Origin of the sequence: Erythrobacter sp. (genome assembly GCF_023653175.1) — a bacterium.
GTDB lineage: Bacteria > Pseudomonadota > Alphaproteobacteria > Sphingomonadales > Sphingomonadaceae > Erythrobacter.
Genome location: NZ_JAMNXL010000011.1, coordinates 18504 through 40193, shown reverse-complemented (window position 1 = coordinate 40193; position 21690 = coordinate 18504). Strand labels below are relative to the sequence as shown.

Below are 21690 nucleotides of genomic sequence, written 5' to 3'. Positions count from 1 at the left end.
TCGCGCGCAGCAGCCCCGGGGGCTGTGCGCGCGCGTCGGCTCACTCGGGCCCGGGGAGTTCCACCTCGGGCACCTCGACCGGTTCGGGCAGGTTGCCGAGCAGGAGCGGTGTGCCTTCGGGGGCATCGGCCATCGCCGCGATCATCTGCTTGGCCCGCGCCGCCGCCCACCCGCCCTGGGGATTGGCCGCGACCGGCGCGAGGATGCTGCGGGCAAAGGTGATCTTTCCTTCGCCCAGCAGCATCATCCCGGCATTGATCTGCAACCCGTGATCGAAGGGCGCGAGAACCGCCGCCCGCTCCAGCGCGGCGCGCGCATTCTCGTTGGGCTCGGCGCCGCGTTCCACCTGCGCGCGGTAGAAGTAGATCAGCGGCAGCGGGTGATCGTTCTCCAGCTTGTTGAGCGCGACGAACGGCTTGAGCGCGGCGCTGTAGGCGGCTCCGCGCTTGTCTCCATCAGCCTCGCTCGCCTGCCGGAACAGCGCATAGCCCTTCTGGACATAGGCATTGGCGCGCGCGGGATCGCGGGCGAGGGCGGCGTCGGCGGCGGCGATGGCCTCGGCGTCATTGCCCGCGTCGTACTCGGCCTCGGCAAGCGCAGTGAGCACGCCGGGATCCTCGGGGAACTTCGCCGCCACGGCCCGCGCTTCGGCGAGCAGCACCGCGGCCTCCTCGGCACCCACGCCGCGCTGCGAACGGATCTGGAGCGGCATCATTGCCGCCTCGCCCGCGGACAGGGGGCGCAAGGTGATGGTGCCGATCGACAGCTTGTCGGGCGTCAGCTTGATCGCGGTCATCCGCGAAGCGCGCGCATAGGCTTTCAGCTCGCGCTCCAGCTTGTCGAGATCGCCGAACGCCGCCTCTCCGGCCGCCTTCTGCTCCATACCTTTGTAAAGGCTGGCAAGATAGGTGGAAAGCTGGCCCTGCCGCGCTTCGTTGAAGGTGAGGTAGTGATAGAGCAGCCAGCTCTTGGCGTAGAAGGTGTCGTAGCCCTTGACCTTCTTTTCCTCGTAGAGGGCCGGATCGAGCAATTCGCGCACATGTACCGGATCGGCAAAGGCCAGATCGCCCGCGCGGTGGTCTGCCGGGCGGCCGACCCATACGCTGCCGTCGCGCTCGAAGCTGGCCGAGGCGAAGAACTCGGCCGCCCCCTCGTCGAACCAGCGCGGCTTGGCAAAGCGCGACGAGGACAGGAGGAAGTGGTGGGCATATTCGTGGAGCAGGATGATCGTCGAGAAGTCGGGATAGCCGTTCTGCTGGTTGCGGATGTCCTGCACGAAGGCACGGCTGCCGCCGGCGCGCGGGATGTAGAAGCCGCCGATCTTCCGGTCGCCCGATAGCGAGCGCATCGCCTTCTCGCCGCCCACGACATAAATGACGACGCGGTTGGAGGGGCTGGGCGTTTCTGCCTTGCGCCCGGTCACGAACACCATCGCGCTGTGATAGCGCTCGAGGTTTTCGGAGAAGGTGCGGATGTCGGCGGCCTTGTCGTCGGCATAGATGACGAAGTGCTCGGTGGAGGCCTCATACCATTCGGCAGCGGCGGGCGCGGCGAAGGCACCGAGCGCAAGCGCGGCAAGGGCAAGGCGAAACAGCGCGCAAATCATAGCTAGGCGTCCCCTCGGCACCGGCTCTGCGTTGGCGGTGCGATGGGGCAGCATATCGGCAATCCGGCGCAATGCCAGAGGCTTGTTGCGACCGTTCTCCGAAAAATCAGCCCGCTGCGGGCCGCGTGTCCTCGAGATATTGCCAGATGCGGCTCACCACCACCGATCCCTCGCCCACCGCGCTCGCGACGCGCTTGACCGAGCCTGCGCGCACGTCGCCGACCGCGAAAATGCCCGGGGCGGTGGTGGCGTAATCGTCACCCTGGCCCGCCGCCGCGCCGGTGAGGACGAAGCCCTTGTCGTCGGTTTCGGCGAGCCCTGAGAGCCAGCCGGTGTTGGGCGCGGCGCCGATCATGATGAACAGCGCGCGGGTATCGATCCTGCGCTCGGTCTCGCCGGTCTTGAGCGTCAGGCCTTCAAGCCATGTCTCGCCGTGCAGGGCGGTGACTTGTGCATGGTAGTGGATCGTCACCCGCGGGTCGGCCTCCAACCGCTGCGAGAGGTAGCTCGACATCGAGGCCGCCAGACTGCCCGAGCGCACCACCAGATGCACGTGGGCCGCCGCGCGCGACAGATACATCGCCGCCTGCCCCGCCGAATTGCCGCCGCCGATCACCACCGCCTCGGTCTTGGCGCAGAAGCGCGCTTCCATCTCGGTCGCCGAGTAAAAGATCCCGGCGCCTTCCAGCTCCTCGAGGTTCTCCAGCGGCAGGCGGCGGTATTGCACGCCGGTCGCGACCAGAACCGCGCGGGCGCAGAGTTCATCGTCGTCATCGAGGGTCAGGCAATAGGCCCCGTCCTCGCGGCGGCTCATCGCCTCGACCCGGCGCGGCATGACGAAGCGCGTGCCGAATTTCATCGCCTGCACCTGCCCGCGCCACGTAAGGTCGGTGCCGCTGATGCCGGTGGGAAAGCCCATGTAGTTCTCGATCCGGCTCGACGTGCCCGCCTGTCCGCCGACCGCCGTGTCCTCGACCACCAGCGCCTCGATCCCCTCGCTGCCGGCATAGACCGCCGCCGCCACGCCAGCCGGGCCGCCGCCGACGATGACGAGGTCGTAGGTCCGCCGCGAACAGATATCGAGGTCCATGCCGAGATATTGCGCGACCTTGCGCGGGGTTGGGTCATCGAGCCGCTGGTTGAAGCCGAGGATCACCGAAGGCTTGTGCCCGGTGAGGTCGCAGACCGCCGCGGTCTCGGCGTCGCGGTCATCCATGTCGTAGCTCTGGAACGGGATGCGGTTGCGCGACAGGAAGCGCTCGACCGCCTGCACCTGCGGGTCGCGGTCCGCGCCGATCACCTTGATCGCGTCGTTGCGCGCTTCGAACTGGCGGCGGCGCCGCGCGGCAAAGACGGTGATGAGGTGGTCGGAGAGTTCGGGCACGCGGCCCATCAGCTCGAGCATCGGCGCGCGCGGGGCTTCGATCACCCGGGTGTCGACCGCGGCGCGCATCCGCATGATGTTGGTGCTGCGGTTGAGAAAGGCGATCTCGCCCATGAACTGCGTCGCGCCAAGGGTGGAGGGCAGCATCCGTTCATTGGTGTAGGGATCGACCACCTCGACCTCGCCTTCGAGGATGTAGACGAAGCGGTCCATCGGCTCGCCGATCTCCATGACGATGGAGCCCGCGGGGTAGAACTTCTCTCCCCCGATCGCGCAGATCGCGTCGACATGTTCGGGCGCGAGCGGCACCCTGCGCATGGTCTCGAGGTCTTGTCCCAGTGTTTCCATGCGGCCCTCCTTGCGCGTTGCGCGTTGCAAGATGGGGTCAGGTTAGCGGTTTGCAACGCGCCGCGGTGCGCGAGGATTGCTGCATTCGTGCGAGGGGTCAGTCGACCCCGGAGTCCCCGGCTTGTTCAGGCACTTCGCGCGCCATCGACTCATCTTCGGCCGTACGCGCCTTGCGGTATTCGAGCACCCTGTTCGTGCGTTCGCGCACCTTGGGGTCGTTGCAGCGTTCGGGGAGCGGGGCGGCCGCGTCCGCTTCGATCAGGTCGGCGCAGGCGTTCCCGGCGAAATCGGCACCCATCAGGTCGAGCGGGGTTGAGGAGGTGTCGCCCGCCTCGATCACCTTGCGCAGCGCTGCGGCCTGAACCAGCAGGAAGCGGCGGTTCTCGGCGTTCTTGCGAACCGCGTAGTCGGCGTTGCGATCGGTCGGCTCCGGCACATCGAGCGCGGCGAGCGGCAGGCTGTCGAGCGCCGCGCGGGCGGCATCGAACTCGCCGAGCTCGCGCCGGGCATTGGCGAGGCGGAAGCGCAGGGCCAGGGTGTCGAGATACTCCGCCTCGGGCGCGATCTTTTCGGCCGCCTCTGCGAAGGCGCGCTGGTAGCGGGCCTTGAGCGCCGGGTCCTCGTCCGCCTCCCAGCTCGCCTGGAGCAGCAGGAAGGCCGCGCCGGCGCGGTCATCGGGCTCCAGCCTTGCGGAGAGCCACGATGCGCGGAAATATTGCGTCTCTCCGCGCATCGCCTGATATTCGGGCGAGGCGACCAGTGCGGCGAGGGCCGGGATTTCCTCGGGCTTGAACTCGCGGTAGACCACCAGTGCGTTCGAGGGGCATTCGGGCATGGCGAGCGGGAAGCGCCAGCTGCCATAGGGCTTGCCGTCGGGCCGCTGGCCGAAGACCGTGTAGCTGGCGGTGGTGGTATAGGTGAATTTCTCCCCGCCGACCGGGCAGGTTTCCTCGGTGTCGTAGGCTATTCCCGCATGTGCCGGTGCGGCCAACGTGGCGACGGCGAGCGCCGCGGCCACGCCGCGCGCCTCATGCCTTCGCCCCCGCGATATAGCGGCTCACCGTGTTGGCCATCACCGAAAGCGGCGCGTTGCCGCCCAGCACCACGGCGGTGTTGAAGCCCTTGAGGTCATACTTCGACCCCAGCTGTCCTTGCGCCCGCGCGCGGTTCTTCACGATCTCGCTGTGACCGATCTTGTAGCCGCAGGCCTGTCCCGGCCAGGAGCAATAGCGGTCGACCTCGGAGGCGACCTCCTCGACCTTCGAGCCGTTTTCCTCGACGAAGAACTGCCGGCCCTGCTCGCGTGTCCAGCGCTTGTGGTGCAGCCCCGTGTCGACCACCAGACGGCAGGCGCGGAAGGCGAGGGATTGCAGGTAACCCAGCCGCCCGACCTTGAATTCGTCATAGGCGCCCAGTTCGTCGGCGAGCTGTTCGGCGTAGAGCGCCCAGCCTTCGGAGAAGGCGTTGAAGGCGAGGATCGAGCGGATCAGCGGCAGGCGGTTGGAGAACTCGCCCTCCCACACATGGCCCGGGATCGCCTCGTGGAAGGTGAGGTCGGCCAGATCATATTTGCGGTGGAGGTCGGTGGTGCGCAAGTTGATCCAGAACCGCCCCGGGATGCTCCCGTCCTTGCTCCCCGCGCCGCCATAGGCGCCGGGCGCGCCGGGCTCCTCGGCGAGCGGCAGGCGGCGCACTTCCATGTTGGGGTCGACCAGCGTGTTGAAGGCACGCGGCATCTGCGACCTGATCCAGCCGAGGCGTTCATTGATGAAGGCGAAGATTTCCTCGCGGCCCTTGTCGCCTTCGGCAAAGTGGTAGCGCGGATCAGCGCTAAGCGCGCGCATCCGCTCGCCCACCGAGCCTTGCGTGTAGCCGATCTCGCGCAGGATCGGATCCATCCGGCCGTGAAGCTGCTTGAGTTCGTCGAGGCCCTGCTGGTGGATCTCGTCGGGGGTGAGGCGGGTGGTGGTTGAGGCGCGGATCGCCCAGTCGTAATAGTCCTCGCCGCCCGGCTGCGCCCACATGCCGGCCGCATCCCTGGCGGCGCCGCTCTGGGTCATCAGTTCGGCCAATTGGCGCTCGAGCGCAGGGGCAATGCCGCTTTGTGCGATGCGTTCGGCTTGCGCTGCGGCCTTCTCGCTGCCTGCGATGCCGGATGCGCGGAGCGGCTCGGCATAGCTTTCCTTCGCCGCCGCGAGGCTCGCTTCCATCTGCCGCATGGCCTTCTCGAGCAGGAAGCGGGGCGGCACCACGCCTTGGCCGCGCGCGTCCCGGATGCGCTCGAGCTCGCCGTCGAGCAACGCGGGCACCTCGGCAAGGCGGTCCATGTAGGGGCCGATGTCCTCAGGCGTCTTCAAGGGCTGGCCCGAACTGAAGAAGCGCGGCAGATCAATATAGCCGCCGACGTTCTGGATGACGACGTAAGGCGCATTGCGCCAGCTGCCGACCGCGACATCGCCATAGGGCTTGGCCATGCCCTCGATCGCGCTGGCAAAGGCGGTCTCGACCACCTCGAAACCGATCTGCTGGTCGCTGGTCAGGCCCTCCTTGGGGTAGGCGCGCACCTCGGCGACCAGTTCCTTGAGCGTTGCCGCATAGGCCGCGCGCCCCTCGGCCCCGCCGGTGCCGAAGGTTGATCGCCACGCGGCATATTCGCCGGTGTCGACCCCGAGCCCGGTGGCGCGGCTGGGCTCATGGGCGAGCATGGCATAGGCGACCCGATCGAGCGCCGCGTCGGGCGCGAGGCCGGCGAGCGACGTGCTCACGCTGCCGCTGGCGCTGGCCGGTGCAGGCTTGGCGGCGCAGGCCGGCAGCAGGGCAAGCGTGGAGGTGCCCGCCAGACCCGCAAGGGTCTGGCGGCGGGTGATCGGGGCGGTGCTCTCTCTCATGCCCGCAAGGTTAGGCGGCGCGCTTGGCCCAAGTCAATGCGCGCGGGGGGGCTCAGTCGGCGAGCATCCCGCCGACCTTGCCGCCTTCCAGCGCCAGCAGGTTCATCACCGCGTGGTGCAGCGCGATGTTCTGCTCGGCGGTGCCTTCGTAGCCCTCCATGCCGAGCTCGCCTGCCAGCTCCTTGCGGTTGTCGAAGGAGGGGTCGAGGCCGACCAGCTTCATCAGGTCGACGATCGAGGTCTGCCAGTTGAACTTGTCGGCGTCGGGCAGGGCGTCGATATGGGCGTGCAGCTGGGCTTCGGTGAGCGGCTCGGGCTCGGCCGGCGCAGGGGCTGCGGCAGCAGGCGCGGGTGCGGCAGCAGGGGCCGGAGCGGGTGCAGCCGCTTCCTTCTTCTCGCCCCAGATCGCGTTCTTGATCGACGTGAAAATACCCATCATAGCCTCCCTCGTGCCGCAGGTTCGCGGTGTTCTGCTACCGAGGCTAGGCCCGCGATGTTCCCCCGCCGTGACACGCATGTGACGCTATTGTCGCAAGGGCCTGACAAACATCGGCGCGGGCAGGAGCGCAAAGGAACGCCATGACCGACATCGTGCTCGCCATCGTGATGCTCGCCGCCTTTGCGCTGGTCGCGGGGGCCTTCGTCCTGTGGCGGCGGACGGGCGAGGCGAAGAACCCGGCGCTAATGGTGCTGCTGGCGGCAATCGCAGTGATCAACGTGCTGATCTGGACGCTGCCTGCGCCGGACGGCAAGGCGCCGATCGAGCAGGTCAAAGAGGCCGCCGGAGGAAGCTAGGGGGAAGCCTCCCCCGGCGAAAGGCAGGCTTATTCCGGGATGCGCCAGGTGACCGAGTTCGACCAGCTTCCCGGCACCGGCTTGCCGTTGCCGTCACGCGCCGCATCGAAGCGGGCGCGCTTGCTGACGAGGTCGCAGGTCGCCGTGTCGAGCGCAGGATGCCCGGTCGAGCGGGTGATGGTGCACCCCGTCACCTTTCCGCGCGCGTCGATCTGGAGCGTGAAGCGCGCGGTGCCCGACAGCTCCTCGGCGATCCAGCGCGGGCGATAGTCGTCATTGCTCACCCACTTGCCCGGGTTGCCTTTGGGACTGGCACCGACCGGATCATAGAGCGAGGCGGCGCTGGGCGTCGGGCCCGGGATCCCGAAATCGACCGGCCCGGTGGTGAGCGTCTCGCCGCCTGTGGGGAAGGTGTTGACCGGCTCCCCCCGGCCGAGATCCACAGGCAAGGGGTTGGGCGGCATCGGGGTCGGGATGGTCTCGGTGGTGGTTGTCGTCTTGGCGTCGCGCGGGGTTTCCGGCGTGGGGGTCGGCGGCGGGGGCGGGGGCAGGGGGACTTCCGCGATCGGGGTCGCTGAGGGGTTCGGCCGCGGGGGGACGGTCGTCACCGTCACCGCCAGGCCGACGACCAGCAGGGCGCCGAAGGCACCGGGAATGCCGAAAGCTCCGGCGAGCGCAGCGGCGTTGGGACGGCGATTGGCAGACACGTAAGTCATGCAGGGGCTCCTCTCTCCATCAGTGTGGGAGCGGTGGCCGGAGCACCTTGTCGCAAGCTTGGCACTCCGTCCCCGCTCGCCTGTGAAGGTACTATGACTTTTGTTAGGCGCGAAGCGATTTCGCGTTGCTTTTCAGTACTGTAATTTTGATAATCATTTCAGTAGAGAAATGATTGGAATCCTTGTGTTCCGCATCGCATCCGCGATGCGAAATCCTCGCTCACACGCCCTGTGGGCGCGTCGCTGCGGGCGCGCGTTCGCGCTTGCGGCCCGTCCTGCGGCTGGCCGAACCAGCGCGAGTCGATCATGAAAGCACGGATTTCGGTCGCGTCAGCGACCGCGAGCGCACGCGCGCGAGCCGCAGGCGCTCAAGCCCGCAGGGCTTGAAGCAGCGCCGAGGACGTGGTCGCGGAGGCGACCACGCAAACAAGTACTCGCGGGGGTAGCTCTACTTGATCGGACAATCCGGGCTGAGGCGGAAGTCCAGATAGTTATCCACCGAGCGCATCAGATCGTCCATTTCGTTCTCGAAGAAGTGGTTGGCGCGCGGGATTTCCTCGTGGTGGATGGTGATGTGCTTCTGGGTGCGCAGCTTGTCGACCAGCTTCTGCACCGCGCCCGGCTGCACCACCGTGTCGGCCGCGCCCTGCACGAAGATGCCGCTCGCCGGGCAGGGGGCAAGGAAGCTGAAATCATACATGTTGGCCGGCGGCGCGACCGAGATGAAGCCGCGCACTTCGGGGCGGCGCATCAGCAGCTGCATGCCGATGAGGGCGCCGAAGGAGTAGCCCGCAATCCAGGTGCTCTGCGCCTCGGGATGGATCGACTGCACCCAGTCGAGCGCCGAAGCCGCGTCGGAAAGCTCGCCGATGCCGGAATCGAAGCTCCCCTGCGAGCGCCCCACGCCGCGGAAGTTGAAGCGCAGCGTGGCGAATCCGCGGTCGGCAAAGGTCTTGTAGAGCCGCTGCACGATCCGGTCGTTCATCGTCCCCCCGCCTTCGGGGTGCGGATGGAGGATCATCGCCACCGGCGCACGCGGGCGCGGGGGCGGGGAGAAACGGCCTTCGAGACGGCCCTCGGGGCCGGGAAAGATGACGGACGGCATCGGTGAACCCTGACAAAATGATCGCGCGAGCGCCGGGTGGCGCCGAAAATCGTGCGGCCTATATAGGGGCGATAGCGAAAACCGCAATTTCTTACAGGGAACAGCACCATTCCCGAACGGGTCTATCTCGATCACGCCGCCACCTCCCCCCTGCGCCACGAGGCGCGGGCGGCGATGGAGGAAGGTTTTGCGCTGTGGGCGAACCCGTCGTCGCCCCATGCGGAAGGGCGCAAGGCACACGCCGCGCTGGAGGATGCGCGCGAGCGGATCAAGCGGATGCTGGGCTGGGAAGGCGAGTTGATCTTCACGAGCGGGGCGAGCGAGGCGCTGTGGATCGCGCTCAACCGGGCGAAGGCCGGGCGCCGGATCGTCAGCGCGGTCGAGCATGACGCGGTGTTTCGCGCAGCGCCCGATGCAACCGTCATTCCGATCCCGCACTTCGGCGCCGAGCCCGACCGCGAGGCACTTGCCACCGCGCTCGGCGAGGGCGGAGCGATTTTCGCGCTCCAGTCGCTCAACTCCGAGACCGGGACGCAGATGTTGGGCGCACGCGCCGAACACAGCCACGAACTCGTGCGGCAAGTGCGCGCGGCCGGCGGCGTGCTGCTCGCCGACTGCTCGCAGAGCGCAGGCAAGATGCCGCTGCCCGACGCCGACATGATCGTGGTCAGCGCGCACAAGTTCGGCGGCCCGATCGGCGTCGGCGCGCTGTTGGTGCGCGATTTCAACCTGCTCGAACCCTCGGGCGGGCACGAGCGCGGCTACCGGCAGGGCACCGAGAACCTGCCGGGCGCGCTCGGCTTGGCGGCGGCGCTGGAAGCGGGCGGGATGGACAGCTGGGCCACGGATGAGGCCGAGCGGCTCGATTTCCGGCAGACGGTCTGGGCAGCGGCCGAGGCCATCGCTGTCGGCCCGCAATGTTCGCACATCATCGCCGTCGCCCACCCCACGATAAGCGCGCAGGCCCTCCTGATCCGCCTCGACGCCATGGGCTTTGCCGTCTCGGCGGGGAGCGCGTGTTCTTCCGGCACATTGAAGAAAAGCCGGGTGCTCGATGCCTTCGGCGTGCCCGACGATGTGGCGGCGCGCACCATCCGGGTGAGCTTGGGGTGGAACACCACGCCCGAGGAGCTGGAGCGGTTCAGCGAGGCCTGGGCCTCATTATGCTGAACCCTCACCGTCTCCCCGGACTTGATCCGGGGCCCCGCTTTCTTGAACCGCAGCACAGAGGCAGCGGGATCCCGGGTCAAGCCCGGGAAGACAAGGGGGGTGATCGATGATCTACCTCGATTACCAAGCCACGACCCCACTCGCCCCCGAAGCGCGCGAAGCCATGCTCAGGTGGCTCGGCGGGCCGGAGAGCGACACTTTCGGCAATCCCCATTCCCCCCACCGCATGGGCCGCATGGCCGCAGCCGCGGTGGAGACCGCCCGCGAGCGTGTCGCGGCGCTTTTGCCCGAGGGCGGGCGGCTGGTGTTCACCTCCGGCGCGACCGAGGCGATCAACGCGGTGATCCTTGGCACCTCTGGCGACGTCGTCACCTTCGCCACCGAACACGCCGCGGTGCTCGATTGCGCCGAGGCGGTCCTCGCGCAGGGGCGGCGTTTTACGGTGCTGCCGGTCACACCTGATGGCCGCGCCGATGTCGATGCGTTGGCGGGTCATGTCACGTCATCGACAGGTCTTGTCGCGGTCATGGCGATCAATAACGAGATAGGGGTGAGGAACCCGCTCGCCCCGGTGGTGGATATCGCCCGCCAGGTCGGGGCCAAGGTGCTGGTCGATGCGGTGCAGGCCTATGGCAAGGTTCCGGTCGAGGTCGCGGCCGATTTCATCGCCATCTCGGCCCACAAGGTCCACGGCCCCAAGGGCATCGGGGCGTTGTGGGTGCGTGAGGGGGTGGTTGCCCACCCGTTGCTGCATGGTGGCGGGCAAGAGGGCGGTTTGCGCTCGGGCACGCTCTCGCCCGCCTTGTGCGCTGGGTTCGGCGCGGCGGCGCAGGTGGCGCAGGAGAGCTTCTCGGAGCAAATGTTTCACGTGGAACATTTGTGGAACAAGGCGCGCGATGCTTTCGTCGGCTGGGAACTCAACGGCAGCGCGGTGGATCGCTGGCACGGCAATCTCAACATCCGCAAGGACGGGTTAGACGTCGCGCGCCTGATGAGCGACTGCCGCCAGATCATGTTCTCCGCCGGGAGCGCCTGTGCGAGCGGGTCGGGCCGGCCCAGCCATGTGCTGCGCGCCATCGGCCTCACCGAGCGCCAAGCAAAGTCCTCTATCCGCCTCGGTTTCGGGCGCTATACGACCCTTGCGGACATCGATTCCGCCGCCGCCATGATCAATGCCGCCGTCAGGGAGCAAGGCCTGTGAGCATCACCATCACCTTCGTCGACCAGAGCGGCAAGCCGGTGGCGGCCAGTGCCGTGCCCGGCGACAACCTGCTGCGGGTCGGCCAGGCGGCGGGGCTGCCGCTCGAGGGGACGTGCGAGGGGCAGATGGCGTGCTCGACCTGCCACGTGATCGTCGCCCCCGAATGGTTCGACCGCCTGCCCCCTGCCGCCGAGGAGGAGGAGGACATGCTCGACTTCGCGGCCGGCGCGCGGCGCACCTCGCGCCTGTCGTGCCAGATCGAGCTTTCGCCCGAGATGGACGGGCTCACCGTCACCATCCCATCTGCCAGCGCCGACGCGCGGCGGATGTAGCGGGCTTAGGGCATCATCCAGATCGCCGCGCCCAGCCCGGTGCTGGCCGCGATCATCCCGCCCGCCACCAGCCGCAGCGTCAGCCCGCGCATCGGTTCGGACCGGTGATCCTCGAGCCTCCGGGCGACCGCGACCGCCTTGGCCTGCGCGGCAAGGAAGATCACGATCGCGATCACCACGAAGCCGCTCGCCAGCGCCTTGGGAAACCAGGCCGGCTCAAGCTTGCCGAACAGAGCGTGGAAGCCGAGCCCGATGCCTGCGGCGGCAAGCCCGGTGCGCATCCATCCGGCAAAGGTCCGCTCGTTGGCCATGATGGTGCGGTCTTCGGCCCAATCGGTGCGCCGCTCGGCCCAGTCGGTGCGGTCTTCGGCGAGTTCGCGGCGGTCGGATGAGCCCATCGTGCGCCCCCCCTGTGCGGGCTATTGCGCCATGTCGAGTGCCGCCATCAGCGCCCTGGTGAAGGCGGGGATGTCGGCAGGCTTTCGGCTGGTGATGAGGTTGCCGTCGACCACCACTTCCTCGTCGACCACCGCCGCCCCGGCATTGGCGAGATCGGTGCGGATCGAGGGCCAGCCGGTGAGCGAGCGCCCCTCGATAATGTCGGCCTCGGCGAGAAGCCAGGGCGCATGGCAGATCGCCGCGATCGGCTTTTCGGCTGCGTCGAATTCGCGCACCAGTTCGATCACCTTGTGCTCCATGCGCAGGATGTCGGGATTCATCTGCCCGCCGGGGAGCAGCAGCGCGTCGTAATCCTCCACCGCGACCTCGCGGATGGTGCAATCGACCGCGACGCTCGTACCCCAGTCCTTCTGGTCCCAACCGCGGATTTCCCCTGGTTTCAAGCTGGCGACGGTGACCTGCGCCCCGGACTCTTCGAGCATGCGCTTGGGTTCGGTCAGTTCGGATTGCTCGTAACCGTCGGTGGCGATGATGAGGATGCGTTGCATGGGGCTCTCCTGCTGGTGGGTGCCCCGGGTCTAGCTTGCCGCGCGGCCCCGTGTTCCGCCCGGCACGGCGGAGCGCGGGGCCTGCGCGGCGGGCCGAGGGTCAGGAGGCTTTCGGCGCCTCCGGAGCGGGGTTGGCGGCCGCGAAGCGGCGCCGCACCGCGTTCTGCGCCCACCACGCCCCGCCCAGCGGCAGCGCCACCGCGCCCGCCAGGATCAGCAGCGCCGCGACCCATCCGAAGATCGCACCCAGCGATCCGAGCGCGCCCTTGACCGGGCGCAAGAAGTTGCTGCCCGCGGCACCGCCCGTCTCGTAGCGGACGGTGACGCGGCTATATGCGACGCGGCCGCCCATCTCCCTGAGCCAGCTCCTCGCCTGGTCGATCTCCTCGTTGACCGCGGCGAGCGAGCGTTCGGCCTCGACCAGCTCGCTGACCTTTCCCTAGCGGGTGCGCAGCACCTCGGTCAGCCGGTCGCGCAATTCGGCGCGGGCGCGCACCCGGGCCTCGGTGTCGACGATCTGCTTGGAGAGTTCCTCCGAGGCGATTTCGGCCGAGACCTGCTCGGCCCCCGCATCAAGCGCCTCGTCCTCGATCAGCGCGCCGAAGGCCCGCGCCTGGCGGGTGGCGACCGCCATTTCGAGCACGCCCTCGACCTCGCCTTCTTCCGCGCCGGTTTTGGTCATGCCGATGATCTGGCAGGAGGCAGGGCCCTGCTGTTCGCACAGGCTCGCGTGGCGGCGCTGGAGCGCGCCGATCGCGTCCGCCTCCAGGCGCCAGCGGTAGTCATATTCGTAGGCGAGCTGGGGGAGGCTGGTGGGGATTTTTTCGAGTTCGGGGAGTGCCTTGCTTGCCGCCTCGGCGCGCTGCGCGGGGGCGGGCGGGACGGGTTCGCTTGCGGTCATTGCCTCCGCAGCGACGGCGGTCTCGCTGCCATCGGCATAGCTGGCGTCGGCGTCGTCCCGCGGCTTGCTGCAGGCGGAAAGGGTGAGGGCAGTGATGGAAACGGCGCAAATCAGGGTCTTACGCATGGGTTCTCTCCTCAACGAAGCTGAACGGCGGGGCGCGACTCAGCGCCCCTGCCTCAGTTTCGCCGTAATCATGCCTCATTTTCACCACAATCCAACCGCAATTTCGCCATATTCTTGCCGCGGGGTCCGCAGACACGAAATTTGCAACCCTGTGGAAACCCCTCTCCCTCGGTGGCGCAGCGGTTGTTATGGGGGGGCATGGCCGCGCCCCCGACAACCGACACGCCTGACGACGGCTTCGACGCGATCGTCGATGCGCCTTTCGATGCTGCATTGTCGGAACGCTATCTGGTCTATGCGCTCTCGACGATCACTGCCCGCTCGCTCCCCGACCTGCGCGACGGGCTGAAGCCGGTCCACCGCCGCCTGCTGTGGGCGATGCGCCAGCTGAAGCTCAACCCCAGCGATGCCTTCAAGAAATCGGCGCGCGTGGTTGGCGACGTGATCGGCAAGTATCACCCGCATGGCGACGCCAGCGTCTACGACGCGATGGTTCGCCTCGCGCAGGATTTCAGCCTGCGTTACCCGCTGGTCGAGGGGCAGGGCAATTTCGGCAATGTCGATGGCGATAACGCCGCCGCCTACCGCTACACCGAAGCGCGCCTGACCCGGACCGCGCTGGAACTGATGGCCGGGCTCGATGAGGGCACGGTCGATTTCCTCCCGACCTATAACGGCGAGGAGATCGAGCCCGAGATCTTCCCCGGCCTGTTCCCCAATCTTCTGGCGAACGGGTCGAGCGGCATCGCTGTGGGGATGGCGACGAGCATCCCCAGCCACAATGTCGCGGAAATCATCGACGCGACGCTCGAGCTGATCGAAAATCCGGGGGTCACGCACGATCAGCTGATGGAGAAGTTCCGCGGCCCCGATTTCGCCACCGGCGGCCAAGTGATCGACAGCGCGGCCGCGATCAGCGAGGCCTATCGCACCGGGCGCGGCGCCTTCCGCCTGCGCGGCCGCTTCCTCGCGCCCGAAGCCAAGGACGAGGCCGACATCGCGCAGGGTATCGAGCGGCTCGGCGGGGGGCAGTGGCAGCTGGTCATCTCGGAAATCCCCTATCAGGTGCCCAAGGGCAAGCTGATCGAGCAGATTGCGCAGGCCATCGCCGACCGCAAGCTGCCGATCCTCGAGGACGTGCGCGACGAAAGCGACACCGCGATCCGCATCGTGCTGGTGCCCAAGAGCCGCAATGTCGATCCCGAGCTGCTCAAGGAAAGCCTGTTCAAGCTGACCGACCTCGAAACCCGTTTCAGCCTCAACCTCAACGTCCTCGACGCGCGGCCCGGGTTCGGTCGCACGCCGATGGTGATGGGGCTGAAGGAACTGCTCGAAAGCTGGACCTTCGCGCAGATCGACATTCTCCAGCGCCGCGCCAAGCACCGGCTTGAGAAGATCGCGGACCGGCTGGAACTGGTGCGCGGCTACATCATCGCCTTCCTCAATCTCGACCGGGTGATCGAGATCATCCGCACCGAGGACGAGCCCAAGCCGGTGATGATGGCCGAGTTTGAACTCACCGACCGCCAGGCCGAGGCGATCCTCAACATGCGGCTGCGCAGCTTGCGCAAGCTCGAGGAAATGCAGCTGCGCAAGGAGCAGGATGAGTTGCTGGCGGAAGAGGCCGAGCTCACCGCCCTGCTCGAAAGCCCGGCCAAGCAGCGCACGCGGTTGAAGCGCGACCTGCGCAATCTTCGCAAGACCTATGCCGAGGACACCCCGCTCGGAAAACGCCGTACGCTGATCGCCGAGGCTGAGCCGACCGTCGCGTTCAGCATGGACGCGATGATCGAGAAGGCGCCGGTGACCGTGATCCTCTCGCAAAAGGGCTGGATCCGTGCCGCCAGCGGTCACGTGCCACTGGATCAGGAATTCAAGTATAAGGAGGGGGACGGCCTCGCCTTCATCCTCCACGCGCAGACCACCGACAAGCTGCTGCTCGCCGCCTCGGACGGACGGTTCTTCACGCTGGGCTGCGACAAGCTCCCCGGCGCGCGCGGCTTCGGCGAGCCGGTGCGCACCATGATCGATCTCGAGAGTGAGGCGAGCGTCTGCGCGCTGATGGTCCACCGAGCGGGTGGCAAACTGCTGCTCGCCTCCAGCCACGGCAAGGGCTTCGTTGCGAACATGGACGAACTGCTCGCCGAAACCCGCAAGGGCCGGCAGGTGGTGAACCTGAAGGACGGCGCGAAGCTGACGGTGATCCGGCCGATCGGCGAGCGCCACGATCATGTCGCGGTGGTCGGTGACAACCGCAAGCTGGTGGTGTTCAATCTGGAAGAACTGCCCGTCATGGCGCGCGGGCAGGGGGTGCAGCTGCAACGCTACCGCGACGGGGGGATGGCGGACGCGACCACCTTTGTGCTCGCCGACGGCCTCAGCTGGCAGATGGGCGGATCGGGCGAGCGCACCCGCACCGAGACCGAGATCCGCATGTGGAAGGTTGCACGCGGCGCGGCCGGGCGGATGCCGCCGCAGGGCTTCCCCAAGTCGAACCGCTTCTCGTAGTTGGTTGCGCTACCGCTGCGCTACTTGAGCGCCTAATTGATTGCGCTACCGCTGCGCTGCTTGAGCGCGGCAAAGCGGCCGGGCGGGATGTCCCGCCCGGCCGCGCTTTCGCCTTACTGCCCGCCGTTCGGCGCGCCCGGCTTGGCATTCGCGGCAGCCGCGGCGATCTGGTCCTTGCTGTAGAGCACCATCAGCTGGCCTTGCGGGTTCACCGCGAAGTGTTCCTTCTTCATCGGGAAGACGCTACCGCCCTCGGCCTTGAAGTCGATGCTGTCGGCGGCAAGGTCGACCGCGCCGAGCGTGCCCACCGGCCTCCCGCCGACCGAGATCACCGCCGCGCCCGCGACCAACGCCGCATCGCGCTTGGCATTGGCCTCGGCGACCCGCTCGTCCATCATGGTATCGATCTGGGCCTTGGTGGCGTTGACGCTCTTGCCCTTCTCGCCGTCGGCGACCATGCCGACGGGCACCGGGGCCTTGTGCTTGCCGGTGTCGATCACGACCACCTGATCATTGACCTCGGTGACGGTGCCGACGGCCTCGCCGTCATTGCCGTAGATCGTGGCACCGACATCCTGCGCCATGGCCGCAGCCGGGGTGAGAGCGAGAGCACCGGCGAGCAGCGCCTGCTTGAGGATTTTCATTGTTCAACTCCCTTGTTCCATTTGCCGGAGGGTTGCTGTGCCAATGGGGGAGGCGGCACGTCCGGGCTGGGAGCGGGCTGGGATGGCCCGCGGGGGCAAACCTAACCTGTGTCCGATAATTGAGACAATTGCAGCCGAGCAATTCCGTGCGACACCCGTCGCGGTTTTCGCCCCGTTAACGGCGAGTCGTGCCACTCACGGGGTGGCGCGGGCGAGCTCCTCTGCGAGGATCGCGTCGATGCGGGGGTCATCGGGGAAGGCTTCGGCGACCCAGCGCGCTTCGACCGCCTGGAGGATTCGCGCCACGGCAGGCCCCGCAGTCACCCCGCGCGCGACGATCGCGCCGCCCTTCAACGGGAAGACCGGGACGCTCCAGCCTTGCAGCACCCGCGCGTCGCTGCCGGTCAGCAGCAGCCGGTCGATGGCGAGGGGCGGCGTCAGCCGATAGGCGAGGGCGCGCGGGTTGGCGGCGTCGTCCGCCTCGCGTTCGGCCGCCGCGATCAGCCGGGCGCGCTGCGCCTTGGAGAGCCTGAGCCGCGCCGCGACCGTCTCGGCGATCTCCGGCATGGGCGGGAGCAGCGCGGCGAGGCGGCGGACGGGATCGGGGGCGATGCCTTGCTCCGCCTCAGCGGCGATCAGGCGTGCGAGCGCGGCGATCTGCGCCGGGCAAGCCTCGGGCAGGATCACCGGCAGCACCCCGCGCGCGCGCATCCGGGCGATGGTGGGGTGGGGATCGTTGAGGCCGAGCAGCGCCAGCAACTCGCTCGCGATCCGTTCGCGGCTGAGGCCCTTGAGGGTATGGGCAAGCTCAGCGCAGGCGTCCTCGGCCTGCTCGTCGAGCGCCGCCCCGAAGCGGGTCTGGAAGCGGTAGTAGCGCAGGATCCGCAGGTGATCCTCGGCGATCCGCGCAGCCGCCTCGCCTATGAAGCGCACACGGCGCGCCTCGAGGTCGGCGAGCCCGCCGAAGTAATCTGCGATCTCGAGTGTCTCGGGGTGGGCGTAAAGCGCGTTGATGGTGAAATCGCGCCGTGCGGCGTCCTCGGGCCAATCCGTGGCGAAGGCGATCGTGGCCCGCCTGCCATCGGTGGCGACATCGCGGCGCAAGGTGGTGACCTCGACGGGGCCGTCCTTGAGGATCGCGGTGACGGTGCCGTGGTCGATCCCGGTCGGCACGGTGCGGATCCCGGCGCGGCCGCAGGCGGCGATCACCTCGGCGGGCATGAGCACGCACGCGCAGTCCACATCCGCGACGCCAACGCCCAGCAAGCCGTCGCGCACCGCCCCCCCGACCCAGCGGATATTTTCAGCGCCCAGCGCGCGCGTCAGCAATGCCAGGCCCTCGCGCTTCGTCCAGCCGGCCTCGCGCAAATCACGCAGCATCGCGCAAAGCCTCCAGCGTGATCCGGCGCGAAAGGTTCGCGATGATCGCCGCGGTCACGCCCCAGATGCGAAATCCCTGCCAGTCGAGTTCGAGATAGCGCCGGTTCGCCCCGCGCCAGAACACTTCATTGGTGGTCCAACTGACGGGATCGAGCAGCAGGCCGAGCGGCGCCTCGAACCACGCCTCGACCTCCTCGGGGTTGGGGACGAGCGGCAGGCCGGGGGGCACCACGCCCACCACCGGTGTCACCAGAAAGCCGGTGCCGGTGTGATAGATATCGCTGGTGCCGATCACCCGTACCGCCGAGCGGGGGAGGGCGAGCTCCTCCTCGGCTTCGCGCAGAGCGGCGGTGATTGCGTCCTCGCCCGGATCGAGCTTGCCACCGGGGAAGGCGACCTGCCCCGGATGATCGCGCATCGCGCGGGGGCGCTGGGTGAGGATCACCTGCGGATCATCCGCGACATCGGTGATCGCGATCAGCACCGCAGCGGGCGTCGCGCGGCCCCCTTGCGCAAAGTGCGCATCGCTGAGCAGGTCGGGGATCGCGCGCGCGTGACCTTCCGCAAAGGCGCGGGCGAGGGTATCGTAGAGGCTCATGGCAGCAGGCGGAAGGCTTCGCCCTGGCTGGTGACCTGCCAGCCGTTCTCTTCCGCCCCCTCGGCCAGCGCGATCTCGGCGAGCTGCGCCCAGGTCGAGCGGTTGAGGCGCGCCTCGCAGCCGCGCCGTACGTGGAGATAGAGCGCAGGCTCCTCGGCCGTGCCCGCCGCGCGCAAGGCATGGCCGGGGCCGGCGATCACCAGCTCGTCGGTGTTGACGCGGAAGGCCAGCGCATCGTCCTTGCGCACGCAATCGGTGGCGATGAAGGCCGCGTCCTCAACCTCGATGGCGAGCTTTTCGACCGGGGTGACCAGCCAGTGGTGTCCGGCTTCGTCGCGGGTGAGCAGGCTCGCAAAGGCGCGCACCATCGCCTCGCGCCGGATCACGCCGCCCTCATGGAACCACGTCCCGTCAGCGGCGATCACCATGTGGCTCTCGCCGATCTTGGCGGGCGACCAGCTTTCGACCGGGGGGAGTTGGCGCTGCTCGACCAGAGCGGCGATCTCGGCGAGGGTCAGGCCGGCAAGGTGCGGGGGCGGATCGTAGGGCATTGTTATGCGGGGATGGCAGATGGGGCGGGGAAGGTGAAGGGGTTACCTTCCCTTATTCAACCCTCCCACGGCCCCAGCATGCCCTCGGCGGGCATGGCGGCGAGGCCGTGGCCGCGCGCGAGCAGACGGTCCTGTTCATAGGGGCCGGGGCAGCGCCAGCCGCCGGTCATCGCCGCGGAGAAGCCCCAGCGGCCGTAGTAGCTGGCATCACCGATCAGAACTTGCGGCAGGGCGCGCCCACCGCCCGACGCGAGCCGCGCATCCTCGGCCAGCATCGCGCTCATCAGGCCCACGCCGAAGCCTTCGCCCTGCCGTTCGGGCACCACCGCGACCGGTCCGACCATCACCAGCGGCACCTGCCCCTCCTTGGTCTGGAGGCCCACCGGCCAGCATTGGATCGTCGCCACCAGAAGGTCGTTCTCGTCCAAGGCAGCGAGGCTGAGGCCGGGAAGCCACGCCATGCCTTCGCGGATGCGGTAGGCGGTGCGCGCGTGGCGGTCCGGCCCAAAGGCGCGGTCGAGTACTTCCTCGGTCATGGCGGGATCGACCGCCTCGAGCGGGATGATCGTAGCGGTGTCGGCCGCCCGGGGGGATGCGCTCATTTGGCGGTGAGCTTGAGCAGCCGCGCGCCCTTGCCGTCCTGCGCCACCCAGATCGCCCCGTCGGGGCCCTGAGCGATGGCGCGCAGGCGCGAATCGAATTCGTGGCGGGCGACTTCGCGTGCCTTCTCGCCGTCGATCGCGACATCGACCAGCGCCTGCGTCGCAAGACCCGTCATCAGCGCATGGCCCTTCCAGCCTGCGAACTGGTCGCCGGTGTAGATGATCATGCCCCCCGGCGCGATCACCGGGTTCCAGCTCAAGGCGGGCTGGGCGAAGCCGTCGCCTGCTTCGTGATCGGGGATCGGATTGCCGTTGTAGTGTTCGCCGTTCGAGCGCACCGGCCAGCCGTAATTGGCGCCCGCCTTCACGAGATTGAGCTCATCGCCGCCCGCCGGGCCGTGCTCGACCTCCCACAGGCGACCTTCGGCGTCCCACGCCATGCCGAGGATGTTGCGGTGGCCCATCGACCAGATCTCGGCGGTCACGCCGCCCTGGTCCGCCATCGGATTGCCCGCGGCAGGCGTGCCGTCGAGATTGAGGCGCACGATCTTGCCGAGCGTTGCGGCAGTGTCCTGCGCCGGCTGCATCTTCTGCCGCTCACCGCTGGCGACGTAGAGATACTTGCCGTCGGGCGAGAAGAGCAGGCGGTGCGAATAGTGGCCGCGGCCCGTGACCTTGGGGGTCTGGCGCCAGATCACCGACAGGCCTTCGATGGTGCAGGTGGTGGGGGCCGAGCAGACCAGCTGGCCCTTGCCGACCACCGCGCCGCGGGTGTCTTCCTCTCCGGCTTCGGCCCAGCTCAGATAGATCGTGCGGGTGGCGAGCGTGCCTGCAGCCTCGGCAGGCAGGAAGGCGATGTCGCCGAGCCCGCCCTGGCCGCCGTAATCGACCTTGGGCGCGCCGGTGACGGTCGCGGTCTCGCCGGTCTTGGTGTCGAGCAATTTCACCGTCCCCGCCTTCTCGGTGACGAACAGCGTCGCGGTGCCCGGTGCGAAGGCCATCGCCCAGGGTTCCTCGAAGCCGGCGACGTCGGTCGTCTTGAACGCCTCTCCGGCTGCGGCGGGTGCGCTTTCCCCGGTTTGCGCATTGGCGCAGCTTGCCAGCATCAGCGCAGGGGTCGAAAAAGCGGCGAGCAAACGGGCAGAACGGATCATGCTTGGGGTCACTCCGGATTTGATCGCCTCGCGCGCGCCGCTGGTGATCGGCGTCGACGAGGCAGGGCGCGGGCCGCTCGCCGGGCCGGTGGTGGCCGCGGCGGTGGTTCTGGGCGCGGCGATACCTGCGGGGCTCGACGATTCCAAGCGCTTATCGCCCGCCCGCCGCGCGGTGCTCGACGAAGCGATCCGGCAGGGGTGCGGCTGGGCGGTGGCGGTGGTCGATCCCGACGAAATCGACCGGCTCAACATCTTCATGGCGACCATGCTGGCGATGACCCGTGCGGTTGCAGCGCTGACCGCGGCGCTGGGGTGCGAGACCCGCGAGGTGCTGATCGACGGCAACCTCACCCCCCACGGCCGCTGCGCCGACTGGTGCTGGCCGGCGCGCGCGATCGTCGGCGGCGACGGGATCGAGCCCGCCATCTCCGCCGCCTCGATCATCGCCAAGGAGTGGCGCGACCGGATGATGCTCGAAGCCGCCGCGGCGCACCCGCATTACGGCTGGGAGCGCAACAAGGGCTATGGCACGGCCGAGCACATGGAAGCGCTGCGGCTGCACGGCCCGAGCCCGCTCCACCGCCGCAGCTTTGCGCCGGTGGCGCAGCTGGTGCTGATCTAGGTCGCTCTGGCTTGCGGTTGAGTCCTACCCGCCACACCCCCGCATTTGGAGTCCTGCGCAGCCCTGCGGCCTCTACATCTTGTGCCGGACTCGTTTCGTTCCGCCCGCGCGC

General features: G+C 68.3%; 21 protein-coding genes and 1 pseudogene. 6 read left to right on the top strand and 16 right to left on the bottom strand.

All coding sequences use genetic code 11. The features are described from left to right. Positions 1 to 40 precede the first annotated feature (40 nt). The 5 genes from NBV68_RS02755 to NBV68_RS02735 form a co-directional block, all read right to left on the bottom strand. The gene (locus NBV68_RS02755) at positions 41 to 1606 is read right to left on the bottom strand and encodes a hypothetical protein (RefSeq protein WP_296307001.1); all 1566 of its coding nucleotides are present in this window, start codon (positions 1604 to 1606) and stop codon (positions 41 to 43) included. A gap of 106 nt (positions 1607 to 1712) precedes the next feature. Beyond that, the gene (locus NBV68_RS02750; protein WP_296307000.1) at positions 1713 to 3338 is read right to left on the bottom strand and encodes an FAD-dependent oxidoreductase; all 1626 of its coding nucleotides are present in this window, start codon (positions 3336 to 3338) and stop codon (positions 1713 to 1715) included. Between the two features lie 97 nt (positions 3339 to 3435). After that, a complete protein-coding gene (locus NBV68_RS02745) occupies positions 3436 to 4356 on the bottom strand; it encodes a hypothetical protein (RefSeq protein WP_296306999.1) in 921 nt (306 codons plus the stop codon). Between the two features lie 10 nt (positions 4357 to 4366). Continuing rightward, positions 4367 to 6226, bottom strand: coding sequence for a DUF885 family protein (locus NBV68_RS02740; protein ID WP_296306998.1), 1860 nt, complete (start codon positions 6224 to 6226; stop codon positions 4367 to 4369). Positions 6227 to 6278: 52 nt separating this feature from the next. Further along, positions 6279 to 6665 carry a DUF3597 family protein gene (locus NBV68_RS02735; RefSeq protein WP_296306997.1) on the bottom strand — a complete coding sequence of 129 codons (387 nt, stop codon included), beginning with the start codon at positions 6663 to 6665 and terminating at the stop codon, positions 6279 to 6281. A gap of 140 nt (positions 6666 to 6805) precedes the next feature. Here NBV68_RS02735 and NBV68_RS02730 point away from each other — a divergent pair, with 140 nt between their 5' ends. Then, positions 6806 to 7021, top strand: a complete 216-nt coding sequence (locus NBV68_RS02730) for a hypothetical protein (protein WP_296306996.1) — start codon at positions 6806 to 6808, stop codon at positions 7019 to 7021. Positions 7022 to 7050: 29 nt separating this feature from the next. Here NBV68_RS02730 and NBV68_RS02725 read toward each other — a convergent pair whose 3' ends face one another. After that, the gene (locus NBV68_RS02725) at positions 7051 to 7737 is read right to left on the bottom strand and encodes a TonB family protein (protein WP_296306994.1); all 687 of its coding nucleotides are present in this window, start codon (positions 7735 to 7737) and stop codon (positions 7051 to 7053) included. A 448-nt stretch (positions 7738 to 8185) separates the two neighbouring features. Further along, entirely contained in the window at positions 8186 to 8842 is a 657-nt protein-coding gene (locus NBV68_RS02720; RefSeq protein WP_296306993.1) for an alpha/beta hydrolase, read from the bottom strand. A 108-nt stretch (positions 8843 to 8950) separates the two neighbouring features. On the opposite strand from NBV68_RS02720, the gene NBV68_RS02715 reads away from it, so the two are divergent. The 3 genes from NBV68_RS02715 to NBV68_RS02705 all read left to right on the top strand — a co-directional run bounded on the left by NBV68_RS02715 (position 8951) and on the right by NBV68_RS02705 (position 11545). Further along, positions 8951 to 10012 carry an aminotransferase class V-fold PLP-dependent enzyme gene (locus NBV68_RS02715; RefSeq protein ID WP_296307004.1) on the top strand — a complete coding sequence of 354 codons (1062 nt, stop codon included), beginning with the start codon at positions 8951 to 8953 and terminating at the stop codon, positions 10010 to 10012. Positions 10013 to 10118: 106 nt separating this feature from the next. Continuing rightward, the gene (locus NBV68_RS02710; RefSeq protein WP_296306992.1) at positions 10119 to 11213 is read left to right on the top strand and encodes a cysteine desulfurase family protein; all 1095 of its coding nucleotides are present in this window, start codon (positions 10119 to 10121) and stop codon (positions 11211 to 11213) included. Next, positions 11210 to 11545, top strand: a complete 336-nt coding sequence (locus tag NBV68_RS02705) for a 2Fe-2S iron-sulfur cluster-binding protein (protein ID WP_296306991.1) — start codon at positions 11210 to 11212, stop codon at positions 11543 to 11545. The genes NBV68_RS02710 and NBV68_RS02705 overlap by 4 nt, the downstream gene beginning before the upstream one ends. Before the next feature lie 5 nt (positions 11546 to 11550). Here the strand turns inward: NBV68_RS02705 and NBV68_RS02700 are convergent, their stop codons facing one another. From NBV68_RS02700 to NBV68_RS02690, 3 genes and pseudogenes are all read right to left on the bottom strand, one after another. Then, the gene (locus NBV68_RS02700) at positions 11551 to 11943 is read right to left on the bottom strand and encodes a DUF202 domain-containing protein (protein WP_296306989.1); all 393 of its coding nucleotides are present in this window, start codon (positions 11941 to 11943) and stop codon (positions 11551 to 11553) included. 21 nt (positions 11944 to 11964) lie between these two features. After that, positions 11965 to 12492, bottom strand: coding sequence for a type 1 glutamine amidotransferase domain-containing protein (locus NBV68_RS02695; RefSeq protein ID WP_296306988.1), 528 nt, complete (start codon positions 12490 to 12492; stop codon positions 11965 to 11967). Positions 12493 to 12592: 100 nt separating this feature from the next. Continuing rightward, a pseudogene (locus tag NBV68_RS02690) lies at positions 12593 to 13393 on the bottom strand (DUF4349 domain-containing protein). 324 nt (positions 13394 to 13717) lie between these two features. On the opposite strand from NBV68_RS02690, the gene parC reads away from it, so the two are divergent. Then, positions 13718 to 16027, top strand: a complete 2310-nt coding sequence (gene parC / locus NBV68_RS02685) for a DNA topoisomerase IV subunit A (protein WP_296306987.1) — start codon at positions 13718 to 13720, stop codon at positions 16025 to 16027. 113 nt (positions 16028 to 16140) lie between these two features. Here parC and NBV68_RS02680 read toward each other — a convergent pair whose 3' ends face one another. From NBV68_RS02680 to NBV68_RS02655, 6 genes are all read right to left on the bottom strand, one after another. After that, positions 16141 to 16671 (bottom strand): hypothetical protein, encoded by a 531-nt coding sequence (locus NBV68_RS02680; protein ID WP_296306985.1) that lies wholly within the window; start codon positions 16669 to 16671, stop codon positions 16141 to 16143. 195 nt (positions 16672 to 16866) lie between these two features. Beyond that, positions 16867 to 18051, bottom strand: a complete 1185-nt coding sequence (locus NBV68_RS02675) for a CCA tRNA nucleotidyltransferase (RefSeq protein ID WP_296306983.1) — start codon at positions 18049 to 18051, stop codon at positions 16867 to 16869. Continuing rightward, complete coding sequence (locus NBV68_RS02670) at positions 18041 to 18649, bottom strand: CoA pyrophosphatase (RefSeq protein WP_296306982.1); 609 nt, start codon at positions 18647 to 18649, stop codon at positions 18041 to 18043. Before NBV68_RS02670 ends, NBV68_RS02675 begins: the two co-directional genes overlap by 11 nt. Further along, entirely contained in the window at positions 18646 to 19200 is a 555-nt protein-coding gene (locus tag NBV68_RS02665; RefSeq protein ID WP_296306981.1) for a DUF1285 domain-containing protein, read from the bottom strand. Before NBV68_RS02665 ends, NBV68_RS02670 begins: the two co-directional genes overlap by 4 nt. 56 nt (positions 19201 to 19256) lie before the next feature. After that, positions 19257 to 19802 carry an N-acetyltransferase gene (locus tag NBV68_RS02660; protein WP_296306980.1) on the bottom strand — a complete coding sequence of 182 codons (546 nt, stop codon included), beginning with the start codon at positions 19800 to 19802 and terminating at the stop codon, positions 19257 to 19259. Next, positions 19799 to 20956, bottom strand: a complete 1158-nt coding sequence (locus NBV68_RS02655; RefSeq protein WP_296306979.1) for a PQQ-dependent sugar dehydrogenase — start codon at positions 20954 to 20956, stop codon at positions 19799 to 19801. Before NBV68_RS02655 ends, NBV68_RS02660 begins: the two co-directional genes overlap by 4 nt. Between NBV68_RS02655 and NBV68_RS02650 the strand changes: the two genes are divergently transcribed. Beyond that, positions 20955 to 21578 (top strand): ribonuclease HII, encoded by a 624-nt coding sequence (locus tag NBV68_RS02650; RefSeq protein WP_296306977.1) that lies wholly within the window; start codon positions 20955 to 20957, stop codon positions 21576 to 21578. The two genes, NBV68_RS02655 and NBV68_RS02650, sit on opposite strands and share 2 nt — an antisense overlap. Positions 21579 to 21690: the final 112 nt, after the last annotated feature.